The following is a 14,569-nucleotide window of genomic DNA, read 5'->3' as shown; positions in this document are numbered from 1 at the left end:
CGCGGGAGAACTGCAGGTAGCGGGCTGACACTCTCGCAGGAATCCGCGCGGCCTGGCCTCCCGGAGTGCGGCGTCAGCCGTCGACGGTCGCGATGAGATCGCCCTCCTGGAGGACCTCCCCCTCGACGACGTGCAGCTCCCGCACCGTCCCGGCGTGCTCGGTGAGGACGGGGATCTCCATCTTCATCGACTCGAGGATGACCAGCGTGTCGCCGGCGTCCACCCGGGCGCCGGGCTGCACCAGCACCTTCCAGACGCTCGAGACCATCTCGGCGTGGATCTCCTCGACCAACACGGGCACCTCCCAGACCGACCTCCGCTCATCCAAGCACGACGGCAGCACGGTCCGTCCGCGCCGCGCGTCAGGCCCCCGGCGCGGGGTACCCGGCCGCCAGCCGGTCGAGCACCGGGCGGATCTCCGGGCCGTCGTGCGGCACCCCGAGGTCCGGCAGGCCGGCGAGCACCCCGCCGGCCGCGCGCGCGGCGGTGGCCGTGTCCGCGGCACCGGCGCTGACGGTGGCGAGAAGGGCGTCGTACCAGCCGTCGAGCCGGTCGCCGACGTCGTAGCCGCTCACGGCCACGACATCGGCGTCCCGCGGGCGGCGCGCTCGTGAGCCGGACTCGGGCAGCCGGCCGGTGACCCGACCCGCCGTGCCCGGCGGCAGGGTCGACCGCAGCTGGACGACGACGGCCTTGCGCGGGGCGCCTGCGGGCGTCGGGACGGTGACCGGCCGGCCGCCGGTCGCGCTGCTCACGGCGAGCTCGACCGCGTCCACGCCGTGCGCACGCTCCAGCACCGCCATGTCGAGGGAGAAGCCCGCAGCCACCTCGGCCAGCTCGCCGTCGGGGGCGATGCCGACGGTCACCAGGCCGCGCCAGCCGATGTCGGCCAGCCGCTCGGCGGCGGGCGGCAGGTCGACCGGGTCCTCGGGGGTCCAGGAGACGCGGGCGATGCCGGCCGCGCGGTCCCGGACGACGGGGGTCGTGCAGTGCAGCCCTGCCTCGGTCACCCAGGCGAGGAAGCCCCGCTCGCTGGCCGGCTCGACGCCATCGCCCCCCAGGCGCTCCAACACCGCCGCCGGCGGACCGCACCAGGCCAGCCCGGCGGCGATGACCGCGCCGGCCAGCCGGGCGTTCCCGGCCAGCGCCGGCGGGACGGGCAGCACCGCGCCCACCCCGCTGCGGCGGGCGGCCTCCACGATCCGGTCGACGGCGAGGTAGGACTCGGCCGCGGCCGCGGGGCCGAGCAGCACGGCGTCGTCGGCCAGGTGGACGTGGCGGGCGGACCGATCCGCCTCCGAGTGCACGGCCACGGTCTTGATCCCCAGCCGGGAGCAGGCCAGCACCACCGCGCAGGCAGCCGGCCCCCGCCCCGCCACGAGCACGCTCTCGACCCCGACCTGTGCCACCGCGCCGGTTCCTCCCCCAGTGGTGCCTGTGCCGCGCTCCTCGCGCTACCGCCCCAGCCTGGCCTGCCCGCCCGCACCGGCGCCACCGGGAGGCGTGAGAGGCTGGATACCCGCAGCAGCAACACGCAGCGGGCCCGGCAGGGGCCCGAGCACGAGCAGGAGAGGAGGGCAGCGATGTCCAAGCGCGGACGCAAGCGTCGCTCCCGCAAGGGGAACAAGGCGAACCACGGCAAGCGCCCCAACGCCTGAGAACGGACCCCCGGGGTCCCCTCGCACGCTCGGGGACACCACGGAGGGGGCCGGACGACGAAGCGCCCCGCCCCCGCTCGATGCGGGGGCGGGGCGCTGTTCGTCAGGGGTGGGTCAGGCGGTCGTCGGCCGCTCGCCGGAGCGCTCGACGGCGATCCGCTGCACGCTGATCCGGGTGCCGTCCTCCTCGAACGAGACGCTCGTCAGCTGCAGCTTGATCCGGTCGCGCAGTCCCGATGGCGGCTTGTCCCCGCCGCAGCGGCGGCGGACCAGCGCCTTGAACTCCTGCTCGATGCCGAACTGGCGCAGGCACGGCGAGCAGTCCTCGAGGTGCTCGGCGATCTGGTCGCGCCGGGCGTCGTCGGTCTCGTGGTCGAGGAACTCGAAGACGTGGGACAGGACGTCGTCGCAGGAGTGGATCTCGATCGGCTCACCGGCACCGGGCAGGGGACGTTCCTCGCGGCTCACGAGCGGTTCGCCTCCTCACCGGCCCCGGCGCGGACGAAGCCGCGCTCGCGGGCGTAGTCGGCCAGCAGCTTCTGCAGCCCGCGGCGACCGCGGTGCAGGCGGGACATCACCGTGCCGATGGGCGTGCCCATGATCTCGGCGATCTCCTTGTAGGCGAAGCCCTCGACGTCGGCGAGGTAGACCGCCAGCCGGAAGTCCTCCGGCAGCTGCTGGAGGGCCTCCTTGATGTCGGAGTCCGGCAGGTGGTCCAGCGCCTCGATCTCGGCCGACCGCAGCCCGCTGGAGCTGTGCTCCTCGGCGGCGTACAGCTGCCAGTCCTGCACCTGGTCGGTGGGGTACTGCTGCGGCTGCCGCTGCTTCTTGCGGTAGCTGTTGATGTAGGTGTTGGTCAGGATCCGGTACAGCCAGGCCTTGAGGTTGGTGCCCTGGGCGAACTGGTGGAAGGCCGAGTACGCCTTCACGAAGGTCTCCTGGACCAGGTCCTCGGCGTCGGCCGGGTTGCGGGTCATCCGCAGCGCCGCCGGGTACAGCTGGTCGAGATAGGGCAGGGCGTCGCGCTCGAAGCGGGCGTCCCGCTCGGCGCGGGTCTCGTCGACCTCGGTGCGGCTTCCACCCTCACGGGCCTCGGGTACCTCCACCGGGGCAGCCGTGCCCCCCTCGGGGCGCTCGGCCGGCTCGACACCGGGCGTGTGGTCCGCGGACTCCTCAGGCACCGACCGTCCTCTCTGCGGCCCCCGGAGGCGGGGCACCGCATCTGTCGATGCTAGTCGCGCGACATCCGGGCGGCCCCGGGGCCGCCGGTGCGCGGCCCGCGGACGGGCGGGAGGGGAGAGGGTGTTGCTCACGGCCCGTGCAACCCCCTCGGCGTGGCGGCGCATTCCCGGCGAGGGGGCCCGTTCCCGAAGTCACTGGATAGGCTCCGGCGCCGTGGCGGCGACCCCCGCGGTGCGGGTTCTGGAGAAGGCCCGCGTGGCCCACACCCTGCATCCCTACGACCCCGAGCACCCCACCGGCCAGGGCCACGGCGAGGCCGCGGTGGCCGCGCTCGGCGCCGATCCCCGGCAGGTGTTCAAGACCCTGGTGACCCGGGTGGACGGCGCGCTCACCGTCGCCGTCGTCCCGGTCAGCGGCAGCCTGGACCTCAAGGCGCTCGCCGCCGCCGCGGGCGGTCGCCGGGCGGCCATGGCCGATCCCGTCGACGCCGAGCGGACGACGGGCTACGTGCGGGGCGGGATCAGCCCGCTGGGCCAGCGGAAGGCGCTGCCGACCGTCGTCGACGAGTCCGCGCTGGGCCTGCCGACGGTGCTGGTCAGCGCCGGGAGGCGGGGCCTGCAGGTGGAGCTGGCGCCGGACGACCTCGTCCGCCTGACACGGGCCCGCACCGCCCCGATCAGCCGCTGACGGCCGCACCGAACGGTTCGCGCGCCCACCGTCCGACGCTCAGGTGCCCGGGGGTGCGTACGGGGTGAGCAGCTGGTCGACCGGCGCGTGGTCGTCGGTCAGCACCTCCGCGTCGCCGACGAACTCCGCCAGGCGCTCCCCTCCCGCCACGTGCCAGGCCAGGTCGTGGTCGCGCAGCGCGGCCTCGATCACCGCGGCCGGCAGCGGCGAGCGTGACGCGACCGCCACGACGTTGCCGCCGTCCTCCCCCGCCAGCACCGGCGCCCGCGCCAGCAGCAGCACGTGCGGGAACACCTCCTGCAGGGTGGCCAGCTCGGCGCGGACGAAAGCCAGCGGCGGGTGGTCGATCAGGTTGGCGGCATAGATCCCGTCGTCGGCGAGCGCCGCGTCCACCCGCTCGAGCGCCTCGACCGTGGTGAGCTGCCACGGCACCGACAGGCCCCCGAAGGCGTCGCCGACGACCAGGTCCCGCTCCCCCGGCGCCTCCTCGGCCAGGCCCACCCGGGCGTCGACGACGCGCACCTGCAGCAGCTCGGACTCGGTCAGCCCCAGCTGCTCGCGGTCGATCTCCACCACGCCCGGGTCGACCTCCAGCACCCGGTTGGCGCTGCCCGGGCGGACCTCGGCGAGGTACCGGGGCAGGGTCAGCCCGCCGCCGCCGAGATGCAGCGCCGACAGCGGCTGCCCCTGCGGCGCCATCGCGTCGGTGACCGCGGCGATCGCCCGGACGTACTCGAACTGCAGGTAGGTCGGGTCCTCGACGTCGACGTAGGAGTGCCGCAGCGTGCCGAGCACGAGCACCCGGCCGGAGTCCCGCTCGGGGTCGGCCACCACGCGGGCGCAGTGGTAGGTGGTCTCCGCCTGGCAGGGCGTCGGGGCGAGGACGGCCAGCAGCGAACCGACGACGGCGAGCACGAGCAGGCCGACCTGCACCCGGCCCGCCCGCCCGCCGGACGAGCGGCGCAGCAGCAGACCGACGCCCGCCCCGGCCAGGACGGTCACCAGCCCGGTGCCCACGAGGATCCCGCTGGTCGGGAAGATCGCGATGAGCAGGAACCCGGTCACGAACGTCGCCGCGATCCCGCCCAGCGTGCCGACGCCCGACAGCTTGCCCACCACCGAGCCGGTCTCGGCCAGGCTGGCCAGCTGCAGCTTGACCACCATGGGCGGCACGGCCGAGAGCAGGGCCGCCGGCACGACGACGGCGACCGCGGCCAGCAGCAGCACGCTGCCGGCGTCGGCCCCGGTCAGGGCCGACCCGGCGAACCGCACGGTCGGCAGGACGGCGACCACCAGCGCGCCGCCGGCGACCATGAGCGGGGCGAGCAGCCGGCGCGGGTCGGTGCGGTCGGCCACCGCGCCCCCGATCCACGCGCCGAGGGCGATCGCGGCCAGGGCGAACCCGATGATCGCGGTGTTGGTCTGCAGGGTGATGCCGACGTACGGGGCGATCAGCCGCAGCCCGGCGATCTCCAGCACCAGCACCGCGCCGGAGGCCAGGAAGGTGACCGCCACGGCGACCCACCCGGGCAGCGCGCCGGGGTGGGGCGTGCGCGCGACCGCCGGCACGGCCTCCTCGAGGTCGGCCACCTCAGAACAGCGCGGGCTGGTCGGCGGGCGCGGTGACGGTCTCCACCCGGGCCTCCAGCTGCGGGCCGTTGTTGGCCACGTGGTTCACCGCGGTGCTCACCGGCCGCAGCTCCAGGCCCTCGACCAGCTCCGGCGGGGTGGGCGCGGTCAGGTTCTCGACGTCGTCCCGCTCGGGGTCGAGCCAGTCGGCCCACCGCTCCCGGGGCAGCACCAGCGGCATCCGGTCGTGGATCCCGGTGAGCGCCCCCACGGCGGGCTCGGTGATGACGGTGCAGGTGTAGAGCCGGTCGTCCCCGCGCCCCCACACCTCCCACAGCCCGGCGAAGGCGATTCCCGAGCCGTCCGCGGGGGTGATGTAGTACGGCTGCTTGCCGGGCCTGTCCAGCCGCTTGGCCCACTCGTACCAGCCGTCGGCCGGCACCAGGCAGCGGCGGGACCGGGCGGCGGAGCGGAACGCCGGCTTCTCGGTGAGGGACTCGACCCGGGCGTTGAGCATCCGGTTGCCGATCGAGACGTCCTTGGCCCACGAGGGCACCAGCCCCCAGCGGACGGCGCGCAGCTCGCGGTGCCCGCCGCCGGTGGGGCGGCCCTCGGCGTCGCGCTCCTTCTTGTGCCGCACGACGTAGACGTCCTTGGTCGGGGCGACGTTGTAGTCGGCCGGCAGCGCCGGCTGCCCCTCGGCGCGGACCGCCTCGAACTCGAGGACGAGGTCCTCGGGACGGCGGCTGGCGGCGTAGCGGCCACACACGGCGCAACTCCCTTCCCGGGTGGACGCCGGCACGCCGGGGCGGCTGCCTGCGGGACGCGGACCCGGCGACCGCGAGCCTAGATCGGTCCGGCGGCCCGCGCCCTCCCCCGCGCGTGCCCCCGGACGCCCCGGGTAAGAGCGAGGCGGACACATCCGAGCCGTGCACGGAGGCAATCCGCAGTGACCACCACCCAGACCACCCCGGCCGGGAAGACCGCCGGTGAATCCGGTGACCGGCCCTACGCCACCGTCAACCCCACCACCGGGCGGACGGAGCAGGAGTTCCCCTTCCTCGACAGCAGCGAGATCGACGGCGTCGTCGACCGCGCCCACGCCGCGTTCCAGGAGTGGCGCCGCCGGCCGGTCGAGGAGCGCGCCGCGATCGTCGGGCGGATCGGGGAGCTGATGCGCGAGCGCCGCGAGGAGCTCGGCGCGCTCGTCACCCGGGAGATGGGCAAGCGCCTCGAGGAGGCCACCGGCGAGGCCGTGCTGGTGTCCAACATCTTCCGGTACTACGCCGAGAACGGCCCGCGCTTCCTCGAGCCCCGGCCGATCGACGTGATGCACGGCGAGGCACTCGTCGTGAACGAGCCGACCGGCGTGCTCCTGGCGATCGAGCCGTGGAACTTCCCGCTGTACCAGGTGTCCCGCGTGGCGGCGCCGAACCTGGTCCTGGGCAACGCCATCGTGCTCAAGCACGCGGAGAACAACCCGCAGACGGCGCTGGCGATCGAGCAGCTGTTCCGCGACGCCGGCCTCCCCGAGGGCGTCTACACCAACCTGTTCCTGCGCATCTCCGACGTGGAGCAGGTGATCGCGCACCCGCACGTCCGGGGCGTCACCCTGACCGGCAGCGACCGGGCCGGCAGCTCCGTGGCGGCGCTGGCCGGCAAGCACCTGAAGAAGTCGGTGCTCGAGCTGGGCGGCAACGACCCGTTCATCGTGCTCGACGCCCCCGAGGTGGGGAGGACGGTCAAGGCCGCCGCGATCTCGCGGACGATGAACTCGGGGCAGGCCTGCATCGCCGCCAAGCGGTTCATCGTCATGGACGACGTCTACGACGACTTCGTGGCCGGCCTGACCGAGACGTTCCGGAGCCTGCAGCCCGGCGATCCGACCGACCCGTCGACCTCGCTCGGCCCGCTGTCCTCCGAGCGCGCCGCGGCCGCCCTCACCGCCCAGGTCCAGGACGCGATCGACAAGGGCGCGACGGTCCTGGCCGGTGGCGGACGACCCGACCGCGAGGGCGCGTTCGTCGAGGCCACCCTGCTGGCCGACGTCACCCCGGAGATGCGCGCCTACCGCGAGGAGCTGTTCGGCCCGGTCGGGGTGGTCCACCGCGTCTCCAGCGAGGAGGAGGCGGTGCGGCTGGCCAACGACACCCCGTACGGGCTGTCGGCCACCGTGTTCAGCGGCGACACCGAGCGGGCCCGGAGAGTGGCCGACCAGGTCGAGTCCGGCATGGTGTGGATCAACTCGCCGTCCGGCACCTCCCCGGAGCTGCCCTTCGGCGGCGTGAAGCAGTCCGGCTACGGCCGGGAGCTCTCCGAGCTGGGCATGTTCGAGTTCGCCAACCGCCGCCTGGTGCGCACGGCGGGGTCCAGGCAGGCCCGGCCGGCCGACGCCGCTGTCGCCGGGTGAGGCCCGGCGGTCCGGGACGCCGTCGCGGCGACGTCCCGGACCGCCGGGCAGGATGGGCCCGTGATCCCGGTCTGGACGACGCCGCACCGCTCGGCCCCCGTCGACGCCGTCGTGGCCCTGCCCGGGTCGAAGTCCCTCACCGCCCGCGCGCTGGTCCTGGCCGCCCTGGCCGACGGGCCCGGCCGGCTGGTCCGGCCGCTGCGGGCCCGCGACACCGACCTGATGGCCGCCGCGCTGCGGGCGCTCGGCGTCCGGATCGAGGAGGACGGCGAGGACTGGGTGGTCACCGCGGGCGAGCTGCGCGGTCCGGCCGAGGTCGACGCCGGACTGGCCGGCACCGTGCTCCGCTTCCTGCCGCCGGTCGCCGCGCTGGCCACCGGGCCGGTGCGCCTGGACGGCGACCCGCGGCTGCGCGAGCGCCCGAACGCCGGGCTGCTCGCCGCGCTGCGCGACCTGGGCGTGCAGATCGAGGACGGCGGCCGCAGGCGGGCACCGTTCACCGTGCACGGCACCGGGCGGGTGCGCGGCGGCGCGGTGACCGTCGACGCGAGCGAGTCCTCCCAGATCGTCTCGGGGCTCCTGCTCGCCGCGGCCCGCTTCGACGAGGGCATCGACCTGACCCTCACCGGGGGCCTGCCGTCGATGCCGCACGTGGAGATGACCGTCGAGTCGCTGCGCGAGCGCGGCGTGGCGGTCACCGCGACCGAGCGCGGCTGGCGGGTCGGCCCGGGGCCGATCGCCGCGCGGGACGAGGTGCTCGAGCCCGACCTCTCCAACGCCGCCCCGTTCCTCGCGGCGGCCCTGGTCACCGGCGGGCGGGTGACCGTCCGCGACTGGCCGGTCGCCACCACCCAGCCCGGCGGGCAGCTCGACCGGCTGCTCGGGGAGATGGGCGCGTCGGTCGTGCGGACCGGCGAGGGCCTCCAGGTCACCGGCGGCGGCACGATCCGGCCGCTGGTCGCCGACCTGGGCGAGGTCGGCGAGCTCACCCCGGTGCTGGCCGCACTGTGCGCGCTGGCCGAGGGCACCTCCCGGTTGACCGGCATCGGGCACCTGCGCGGCCACGAGACCGACCGCCTGCAGGCGCTCGACGAGGTGCTCACCGCCGTCGGGGCGAGCGTGGAGCAGCTGCCCGACGGGCTGGTGATCACCCCGGGCCCGCGCCGCCCGGCCCGGCTGGACTCCTACGCCGACCACCGGATGGTCCACGCCGCCGCCGTCCTGGGGCTGGCCATCGACGGCGTCGAGGTCGCCGACCCGGGTGCGGTCAGCAAGACGCTGCCGGACTACGTCGACCGGTGGGCGCAGATGCTGGGGACCGCACGCTGAGCCCGCGCAGGCACGACTCCCGGTCGGACGAGGACGACGTCCGGGTCCGGCCCAGCCGTCGCGGCTCGCGGCCGCGCACCCGCACCCGGCCGGCCCACGCCGATGCGCTCCCTGGGCTGGTGATCGCGGTCGACCGCGGGCGCATGACCGTGCGGGTGGAGGACCCGGGCGCCGGCCAGGTCGAGCTCACCGCGATGCGCGCCCGCGAGCTCGGCAAGCACGGGGTCGTGGTCGGCGACCAGGTGCGCGTGGTCGGCGACACGAGTGGGCGCACCGACTCACTGGCGCGCATCGTGGCCATCGAGGAGCGGACGACGTCGCTGCGCCGCACCGCCGACGACACCGACCCCACCGAGCGGGTCGTGGTGGCCAACGCCGACCAGCTGGTCATCGTCACCGCGGTCACCGACCCCGAACCGGCGCTGGGCTTCCTCGACCGCTGCCTGGTCGCCGCCTACGCCGGTGGGCTCGAACCGCTGCTGTGCCTCACCAAGACCGACCTGGCCAGCCCGCAGCCGCTGCTCGACCGCTACGCGGGCCTGGGCGTCGACGCCGTCCCCATGTCGCGGGAGGCCCCGCTGGACCCGCTGCTCGACCGGCTGGCCGGGCGGATGAGCGTGCTGGTCGGGCAGTCCGGTGTCGGCAAGTCGACGCTGGTGAACCGGCTGGTGCCCGATGCCTTCCGGGCCACCGGCGAGGTCACGAAGGCGGGCAAGGGCCGGCACACGTCGTCCTCCGCGGTGCTGCTGGACCTGCCCGGCGGCGGCACGGTGATCGACACCCCCGGGATCCGCTCGTTCGGGCTGGCGCACGTCACCGCCGAGGACGTCGTGGCCGCGTTCGACGACGTCGCGGAGGCCGCGCTGGACTGCCCGCCCGGGTGCGGGCACACCGCCGCCGACCCCGACTGCGCGCTGGACGCCTGGGCCGAGGCCGGTCCCCCCGCCCGCGGGGAGCGGCTGGCCAGCCTGCGCCGGCTGCTGGACGCCGTCGGCCAGCTCGGCCCCGGCTATTGACAGGGCCCCGTCCTCCTCACCGCTCGCAGGCTCGCGGCGAGCCTCTGGACAGGGCCGACCCCGCGTCGGGGCCGAGACTCGCCGAACAGCGCGTCGGCCATCGGCTCGTCGACCGCCTCGATGCACAGGTCGTGGCCGTTGCCCGCCCAGGTTCCGTCCAGGACCTCCGTCCACACGCAGACCCCGGTCGCCACGTCGAGCCGGACGGCCTGGCGCGTCGGGTAGGTCGCGCCGGCGAAGGCGTCCGCGCCCCACTCGAGGACGTCGATCTCCCGCGAGCGCAGCAGCGAGCAGCACCCGCACCGGGGCTCGTAGCCGGGCGTCGTCCGGACGACGGCCTCCCACGCCGGCCGTCCCGCGTGCTGGCCCCCGGTCACCGTGCCGACGACGACGCCGTCGGCGAGCTCGACGGGGTCCAGCATCGCCACCCAGCGGTAGTCCTGGTACATCGGCGCGTCGTAGGACACGTCGCTCTCGCCCGGCCGCCGCGCCACCAGCCCGTCGGGGCGGAGTTCCGGTTCCGGGACGTTCCCGGGCCGGGGCAGCTCCGTCTCGTAGCCGCCGTCGGAGGAGAGCACCGTCACGCGCCGCGGGCTTTCCCGGACCACCTGCAGCAGCTGCCCGTCGAGGGTCTCCACCCGCACCACGTCCGGCCGGCGAAGCCACGCCCGCACAGGCCCTCCGGCGCGCTCGCGGCGGTCGTGCAGGGTGAACCGCAGCGTCGACCAGCGCCACGGGGAGGAACGGGCCAGCGCGCGGAAGGCGTCGGCGTCGGGCACGGGCCGAGTGTGCGCGTCGCGCCCGGGCCCGTCGAACGGATTCAGCGACCTGCCACCCCGGATCTCAGATGTCCACCCAGCCGCCGCTGCGCCAGTACACCCCCGGCTCGCGGCTGAGCAGCCCCTCGTCGACCAGGTAGCGGCGCAGCGCGGCGGTGTCGGGGTGCCACACCGCCAGCAGCGCGTTCACCTCGCGCTCGGGATAGCGGACGCCGACGTCGAACACCCGCACCAGGTGTTCGAGCACCACCCGGCGCTTGCTCCGCTGGGCGGGGATGGAGACCAGCCGGCCGTCGCGGACGAACGCCGACAGGACGGCGGCCTCGGACGGGTCCGCGGACAGCGGCTCCGGTGCGGGCGCGGACGCCGCGGCGGCGCGGGCGGCGGCGCCGAAGCGGTCGGTCAGCAGTTCCAGCTGGTGCAGGTCACGGCGCACGAGACCGGCCCGGGCCAGGCGCCGGGCGGCGAGCGCGACGTCCTTGAGCGAGAGCCCGGCGGCTGCTGCCACCTCCTCGATCGTGCCGGCCCCCAGAGCGAGGGCGGCGACGACCTTCAGGCGCGCCGGATCGGCCAGCAGCCCGGCGATCGTCGCGGCGTCCACGCCTGCGACGGTAGGCCGCGCATCCCCGGCAGCGCCCGGGGTACGTCCGGGACATGGTCAGTCCCATCGACGTCCAGAAGGCCCTGTCCGGCATGGACTACCCGGCCCGCAAGGACGACATCATCAGGCACGCCGAGCAGCACGGCGCCTCCCAGGAGGTCCTGGACGCGCTGAGGAAGATCCCCGACCGGGAGTACGAGGGGCCCAGCGGGGTCAGCTCCGCGGTCTTCGACTGAGCGGGCAGTAGGTTCGGTGCCCATGACGCCGGACCGGGACTACACGGGGGACATGCACCTGGCGCACGTGCTCGCCGACCAGGCCGACTCGATCAGCCTGGACCGGTTCCGTGCGCAGGACCTCCAGGTCGACACCAAACCCGACCTCACGCCGGTCACCGACGCCGACCGGGCGGTCGAGGAGCAGCTGCGCGTCACGCTGGCCCGCGCCCGCACCCGCGACGCGGTGCTCGGCGAGGAGATGGGCATGACCGGGCACGGGCCGCGCCGCTGGGTGCTCGACCCGATCGACGGGACGAAGAACTTCGTCCGTGGGGTGCCGGTGTGGGCCACCCTCATCGCCCTGTTCGACGGCGACGAGCCGGTGGTCGGGCTGGTGTCGGCGCCGGCGCTCAACCGCCGCTGGTGGGCGGCCAAGGGGGTGGGCGCCTGGACCGGTCGCCGGCTGGAGTCGGCCACCCGCTGCACCGTCTCGCAGGTGGGCGCGCTCGGCGACGCGAGCCTGTCCTACTCCAGCCTGTCCGGCTGGGAGGAACGCGGCCTGCTCGGCGGCTTCCTCGACCTCACCCGGGCGATGTGGCGCACCCGGGCCTACGGCGACTTCTGGAGCTACGTGCTGCTGGCCGAGGGCGCGGTGGACATCGCGTGCGAACCCGAGGTCTCGGTGTGGGACCTCGCCGCGCTCGACATCATCGTCCGCGAGGCCGGCGGCCGGTTCACCGATCTCACCGGGAAGCCGGGCCCGGCCGGGGGCAGCTCACTGGCGACCAACGGCCTGCTGCACGACGCCGCGCTCGACCTGCTCCGGCCCCGCGACCTGGGCTGAGCGCCGCCGGCCGGACCGCTGCGGTCCGGCCGGCGCGACGGCTCAGTGCCCGGAGGTGCCGTGCCCGCGGCCGCCCTGGAAGCGGCGCCGGGCCTCGTCGATCTTCGCCCTGGTCTTCGGGTCCTTGGCGAACTGCTGGGCCTTCTCGGTCACCTGCTGGATCGCCTGCTTGCCCCTGGGGCTGTTGGCGAGCTGGCCGAGCTTGGTGAACAGCGACGCCATGTCGCGGTTCCTCCCTTCCTCGTGCGGTCCTTGCGACCGCTCAACGGTCGGTGCGCAGCGACCGTTCCGCGCGGTCACTCCCCCTGCCAGCGGGCGGCCGCCGCGCGCAGCTCCGCGGTCGGCCGCGGCTGCACCGGGCGGCCGGCGTCCCGCCGCGGGACGACGTCCACGCCGGTCCCCCGCCCGGCGAGCAGCGCCGCACCGACCGCGGAGGCGCTGCGGATCGGCAGGTACCGCACCGGGACGCCGAGGACGTCGGCCAGCAGCCGCTGGACGACCGGCGAGCGGCCGCCTCCCCCGGTCAGGACGACGGGGTCGTGCCCCTCGGGTGGACCGGCGGCCCCGTGGAGCAGGCGGGCGGCCGCGGCCACCGCGAACACCACCCCCTCCACCGCTGCCCGGGCCAGGTCGGCGCGGGTCGTGCCCGCGTGCAGGCCGGTCCAGGCGCCGCGGTCGCCAGGCCCGGCGACGCCGCCCCGCTCGCCGGTGAGGAAGGGCCGGAACACCACTCCCCCGGCTCCGGCCGGCGTGGCCGCCGCGGCCTCGAACAGCTCTGCCGCCGACAGGCCCAGCACGCCGCCGGCCCACGACCAGGCCAGCCCGCCGTTCTGCAGGGCGGCCATCGCGTACCAGCCGTCCTCGACGTCGGCGTAGCAGTGCACCGGCGGGTCGTCGGCCGGCGCCGGCTCCTGACCGGGCCGGAGCACCTGCGCGCCGGTGCCCAGGTTCACCTGCCGCCCGGAGCGGGTGCCCGCGGCGAGCAGCGCCAGCGGGGTGTCGGCGCCGCCGACGACGACCGGCACCTCCCCGCCCGGCAACGCGGCCACCCCGATGACCGCCGCGGAGGCGCGCACATCCGGCAACTGGTCCGGGGCGATACCGGCGGCCGCCGTGGCCTCGGCCGACCAGCCGTCGGCGACGACATCCCACAGCAGGGTGGCCGAGGCGTCGCTGCGGTCGGTGACCCGTGCGTCGGCGTCCGGCACGAGCGCCGCCCGCAGCGCGTCCTTGGGCAGCAGCACCGCCGCGGTGCGGGCCAGCACCCCCGGCTCGGCGGCGGCCAGCCAGGCCAGCACCGGCCCGGTCATGCCCGGCACCAGCGGGTTGGCCAGCGCGGCGCGCGCCCCGGCCGGCAGCTCCCGCCAGCAGGCCAGCTCCGCGGTCGCGCGCCCGTCCGGCCACAGCACGGCCGGGCGCAGCGGCTCACCGGCGGCGTCGACGAGGACGGTGCCGTGCATCTGGCCGGCGAGGCCGAGCCCCGCGACCGGGCGGCCCGCCAGCACCGGCAGCACCCGGGCCAGTGCATCGTCGAACGCCCGCCGCCAGACGGCCGGATCGATCTCGGCCCATCCCGGCGCGGGCCGGTCGACGGCGTACCCGGCCTCGCCCTCGGCCAGGAGCGCGCCGGCCTCGTCGAGGGCGACCAGCTTGAGCCCGCTGGTGCCGAGGTCGGCACCGAGCAGGACGCCGGTCACCGTGGGCGGTGGGAGAAGCCGCCGCTGCGGCCGTTGCGGTCGGCCAGCAGCCCGGCCAGCGTGCTCAACGCGATCTCGGCCGGCGTCCGGGAGCCGATGTCCAGGCCGATCGGCCGCTGCACGCGGGCGATCTCCTCGGCCGGGACCCCCAGGGCGGTCAGCGCCGCGACGTGCGGGCCCTCGTGGCGCGGGTTGCCCATGACGCCGACCCAGCGGGCGCCCAGGGCCAGCGCGTCGCGCAGCACCCCGCCCAGCTCGGGCCGGTGGTGGTCGGTGACGACGACGTCGGCGTCCGCGAGCTCGCCGTCCACCGCGGCGAAGCCGGTCACCGCGACGCCCCGCTCCGGGTCGGGGTCGAGCAGCACGGTCCGGAACCCCAGCTCGGCTCCCCAGCGCAGCAGCACCTCGGCCACCGGTGAGGCGAAGACGGCGACCAGGACCCGCCCGGTGCCCTCGGGTGGGAGGGCGCCGTGGGCGACCCCGCAGTTCGGGTCGGATTCGGTCATGCCCGCATCCTGGCCGTCGCCGTCCGTGCGCCGCCAGCCGCCCCGGAACCGTGGTGCGGGTCAGCGGTCCAGG

At 75.8% G+C, this 14,569-nt stretch carries 18 protein-coding genes; 7 read left to right on the top strand and 11 right to left on the bottom strand.

Going from position 1 to position 14,569, the window contains the following annotated elements:
• Positions 1–73: 73 nt before the first annotated feature.
• Positions 74–295, bottom strand: a complete 222-nt coding sequence (locus BMZ50_RS20110; RefSeq protein ID WP_218146354.1) for a biotin/lipoyl-binding carrier protein — start codon at positions 293–295, stop codon at positions 74–76.
• A 67-nt stretch (positions 296–362) separates the two neighbouring features.
• Positions 363–1,409: a biotin carboxylase N-terminal domain-containing protein gene (locus BMZ50_RS20105; RefSeq protein ID WP_091328779.1), complete on the bottom strand. Its 1,047-nt coding sequence runs from the start codon at positions 1,407–1,409 to the stop codon at positions 363–365.
• A 174-nt stretch (positions 1,410–1,583) separates the two neighbouring features.
• On the opposite strand from BMZ50_RS20105, the gene BMZ50_RS25315 reads away from it, so the two are divergent.
• Positions 1,584–1,658, top strand: coding sequence for a 50S ribosomal protein bL37 (locus BMZ50_RS25315; RefSeq protein WP_014377707.1), 75 nt, complete (start codon positions 1,584–1,586; stop codon positions 1,656–1,658).
• 114 nt (positions 1,659–1,772) lie between these two features.
• Here the strand turns inward: BMZ50_RS25315 and rsrA are convergent, their stop codons facing one another.
• Together rsrA and BMZ50_RS20095 are read right to left on the bottom strand one after the other, a co-directional pair.
• The gene (gene rsrA, locus BMZ50_RS20100) at positions 1,773–2,126 is read right to left on the bottom strand and encodes a mycothiol system anti-sigma-R factor (RefSeq protein ID WP_091328777.1); all 354 of its coding nucleotides are present in this window, start codon (positions 2,124–2,126) and stop codon (positions 1,773–1,775) included.
• Positions 2,123–2,839 (bottom strand): sigma-70 family RNA polymerase sigma factor, encoded by a 717-nt coding sequence (locus BMZ50_RS20095; protein ID WP_281245449.1) that lies wholly within the window; start codon positions 2,837–2,839, stop codon positions 2,123–2,125. Before BMZ50_RS20095 ends, rsrA begins: the two co-directional genes overlap by 4 nt.
• A gap of 214 nt (positions 2,840–3,053) precedes the next feature.
• Between BMZ50_RS20095 and ybaK the strand changes: the two genes are divergently transcribed.
• Positions 3,054–3,527, top strand: a complete 474-nt coding sequence (gene ybaK / locus BMZ50_RS20090; RefSeq protein WP_091328775.1) for a Cys-tRNA(Pro) deacylase — start codon at positions 3,054–3,056, stop codon at positions 3,525–3,527.
• Positions 3,528–3,566: 39 nt separating this feature from the next.
• On the opposite strand, the gene BMZ50_RS20085 is transcribed toward ybaK, so the two are convergent.
• Positions 3,567–5,117, bottom strand: coding sequence for a fused MFS/spermidine synthase (locus BMZ50_RS20085; protein WP_177212904.1), 1,551 nt, complete (start codon positions 5,115–5,117; stop codon positions 3,567–3,569).
• Between the two features lies 1 nt (position 5,118).
• Positions 5,119–5,865 (bottom strand): SOS response-associated peptidase, encoded by a 747-nt coding sequence (locus BMZ50_RS20080; protein ID WP_091328772.1) that lies wholly within the window; start codon positions 5,863–5,865, stop codon positions 5,119–5,121.
• 180 nt (positions 5,866–6,045) lie between these two features.
• Here BMZ50_RS20080 and BMZ50_RS20075 point away from each other — a divergent pair, with 180 nt between their 5' ends.
• From BMZ50_RS20075 to rsgA, 3 genes are read left to right on the top strand one after another with little or no spacing between them, the layout of a single operon-like run.
• On the top strand, positions 6,046–7,506 hold the full coding sequence (locus BMZ50_RS20075; protein ID WP_091328770.1) for an NAD-dependent succinate-semialdehyde dehydrogenase: 1,461 nt from the start codon (positions 6,046–6,048) through the stop codon (positions 7,504–7,506).
• A 60-nt stretch (positions 7,507–7,566) separates the two neighbouring features.
• Positions 7,567–8,835, top strand: a complete 1,269-nt coding sequence (gene aroA, locus BMZ50_RS20070; protein WP_091328768.1) for a 3-phosphoshikimate 1-carboxyvinyltransferase — start codon at positions 7,567–7,569, stop codon at positions 8,833–8,835.
• Positions 8,805–9,851 (top strand): ribosome small subunit-dependent GTPase A, encoded by a 1,047-nt coding sequence (rsgA, locus tag BMZ50_RS20065; RefSeq protein WP_091328767.1) that lies wholly within the window; start codon positions 8,805–8,807, stop codon positions 9,849–9,851. Before aroA ends, rsgA begins: the two co-directional genes overlap by 31 nt.
• Here the strand turns inward: rsgA and BMZ50_RS20060 are convergent.
• Positions 9,845–10,630 (bottom strand): hypothetical protein, encoded by a 786-nt coding sequence (locus BMZ50_RS20060; protein ID WP_177212903.1) that lies wholly within the window; start codon positions 10,628–10,630, stop codon positions 9,845–9,847. The genes rsgA and BMZ50_RS20060 overlap by 7 nt on opposite strands.
• A 64-nt stretch (positions 10,631–10,694) precedes the next feature.
• Positions 10,695–11,231, bottom strand: coding sequence for a DUF2087 domain-containing protein (locus tag BMZ50_RS20055; RefSeq protein ID WP_091328764.1), 537 nt, complete (start codon positions 11,229–11,231; stop codon positions 10,695–10,697).
• A 53-nt stretch (positions 11,232–11,284) separates the two neighbouring features.
• Here BMZ50_RS20055 and BMZ50_RS20050 point away from each other — a divergent pair, with 53 nt between their 5' ends.
• Both BMZ50_RS20050 and hisN read left to right on the top strand, forming a co-directional pair.
• The gene (locus tag BMZ50_RS20050) at positions 11,285–11,467 is read left to right on the top strand and encodes a DUF2795 domain-containing protein (RefSeq protein ID WP_091328762.1); all 183 of its coding nucleotides are present in this window, start codon (positions 11,285–11,287) and stop codon (positions 11,465–11,467) included.
• 22 nt (positions 11,468–11,489) lie between these two features.
• Positions 11,490–12,293 carry a histidinol-phosphatase gene (hisN, locus tag BMZ50_RS20045; protein ID WP_091328760.1) on the top strand — a complete coding sequence of 268 codons (804 nt, stop codon included), beginning with the start codon at positions 11,490–11,492 and terminating at the stop codon, positions 12,291–12,293.
• Positions 12,294–12,335: 42 nt separating this feature from the next.
• Here hisN and BMZ50_RS20040 read toward each other — a convergent pair whose 3' ends face one another.
• The 3 genes from BMZ50_RS20040 to BMZ50_RS20030 all read right to left on the bottom strand — a co-directional run bounded on the left by BMZ50_RS20040 (position 12,336) and on the right by BMZ50_RS20030 (position 14,496).
• Positions 12,336–12,515: a hypothetical protein gene (locus BMZ50_RS20040; protein WP_091328758.1), complete on the bottom strand. Its 180-nt coding sequence runs from the start codon at positions 12,513–12,515 to the stop codon at positions 12,336–12,338.
• A gap of 74 nt (positions 12,516–12,589) precedes the next feature.
• Positions 12,590–13,990: an FGGY family carbohydrate kinase gene (locus BMZ50_RS20035; protein ID WP_091328756.1), complete on the bottom strand. Its 1,401-nt coding sequence runs from the start codon at positions 13,988–13,990 to the stop codon at positions 12,590–12,592.
• Complete coding sequence (locus BMZ50_RS20030; protein ID WP_091328754.1) at positions 13,987–14,496, bottom strand: XdhC family protein; 510 nt, start codon at positions 14,494–14,496, stop codon at positions 13,987–13,989. Before BMZ50_RS20030 ends, BMZ50_RS20035 begins: the two co-directional genes overlap by 4 nt.
• Positions 14,497–14,569: the final 73 nt, after the last annotated feature.

It is taken from the genome of Geodermatophilus ruber (assembly GCF_900114385.1).
Lineage (GTDB): Bacteria > Actinomycetota > Actinomycetes > Mycobacteriales > Geodermatophilaceae > Geodermatophilus > Geodermatophilus ruber.
Note: the sequence above shows the minus strand (reverse complement) of the source record. Positions and strands in the feature narration are given on the sequence as shown.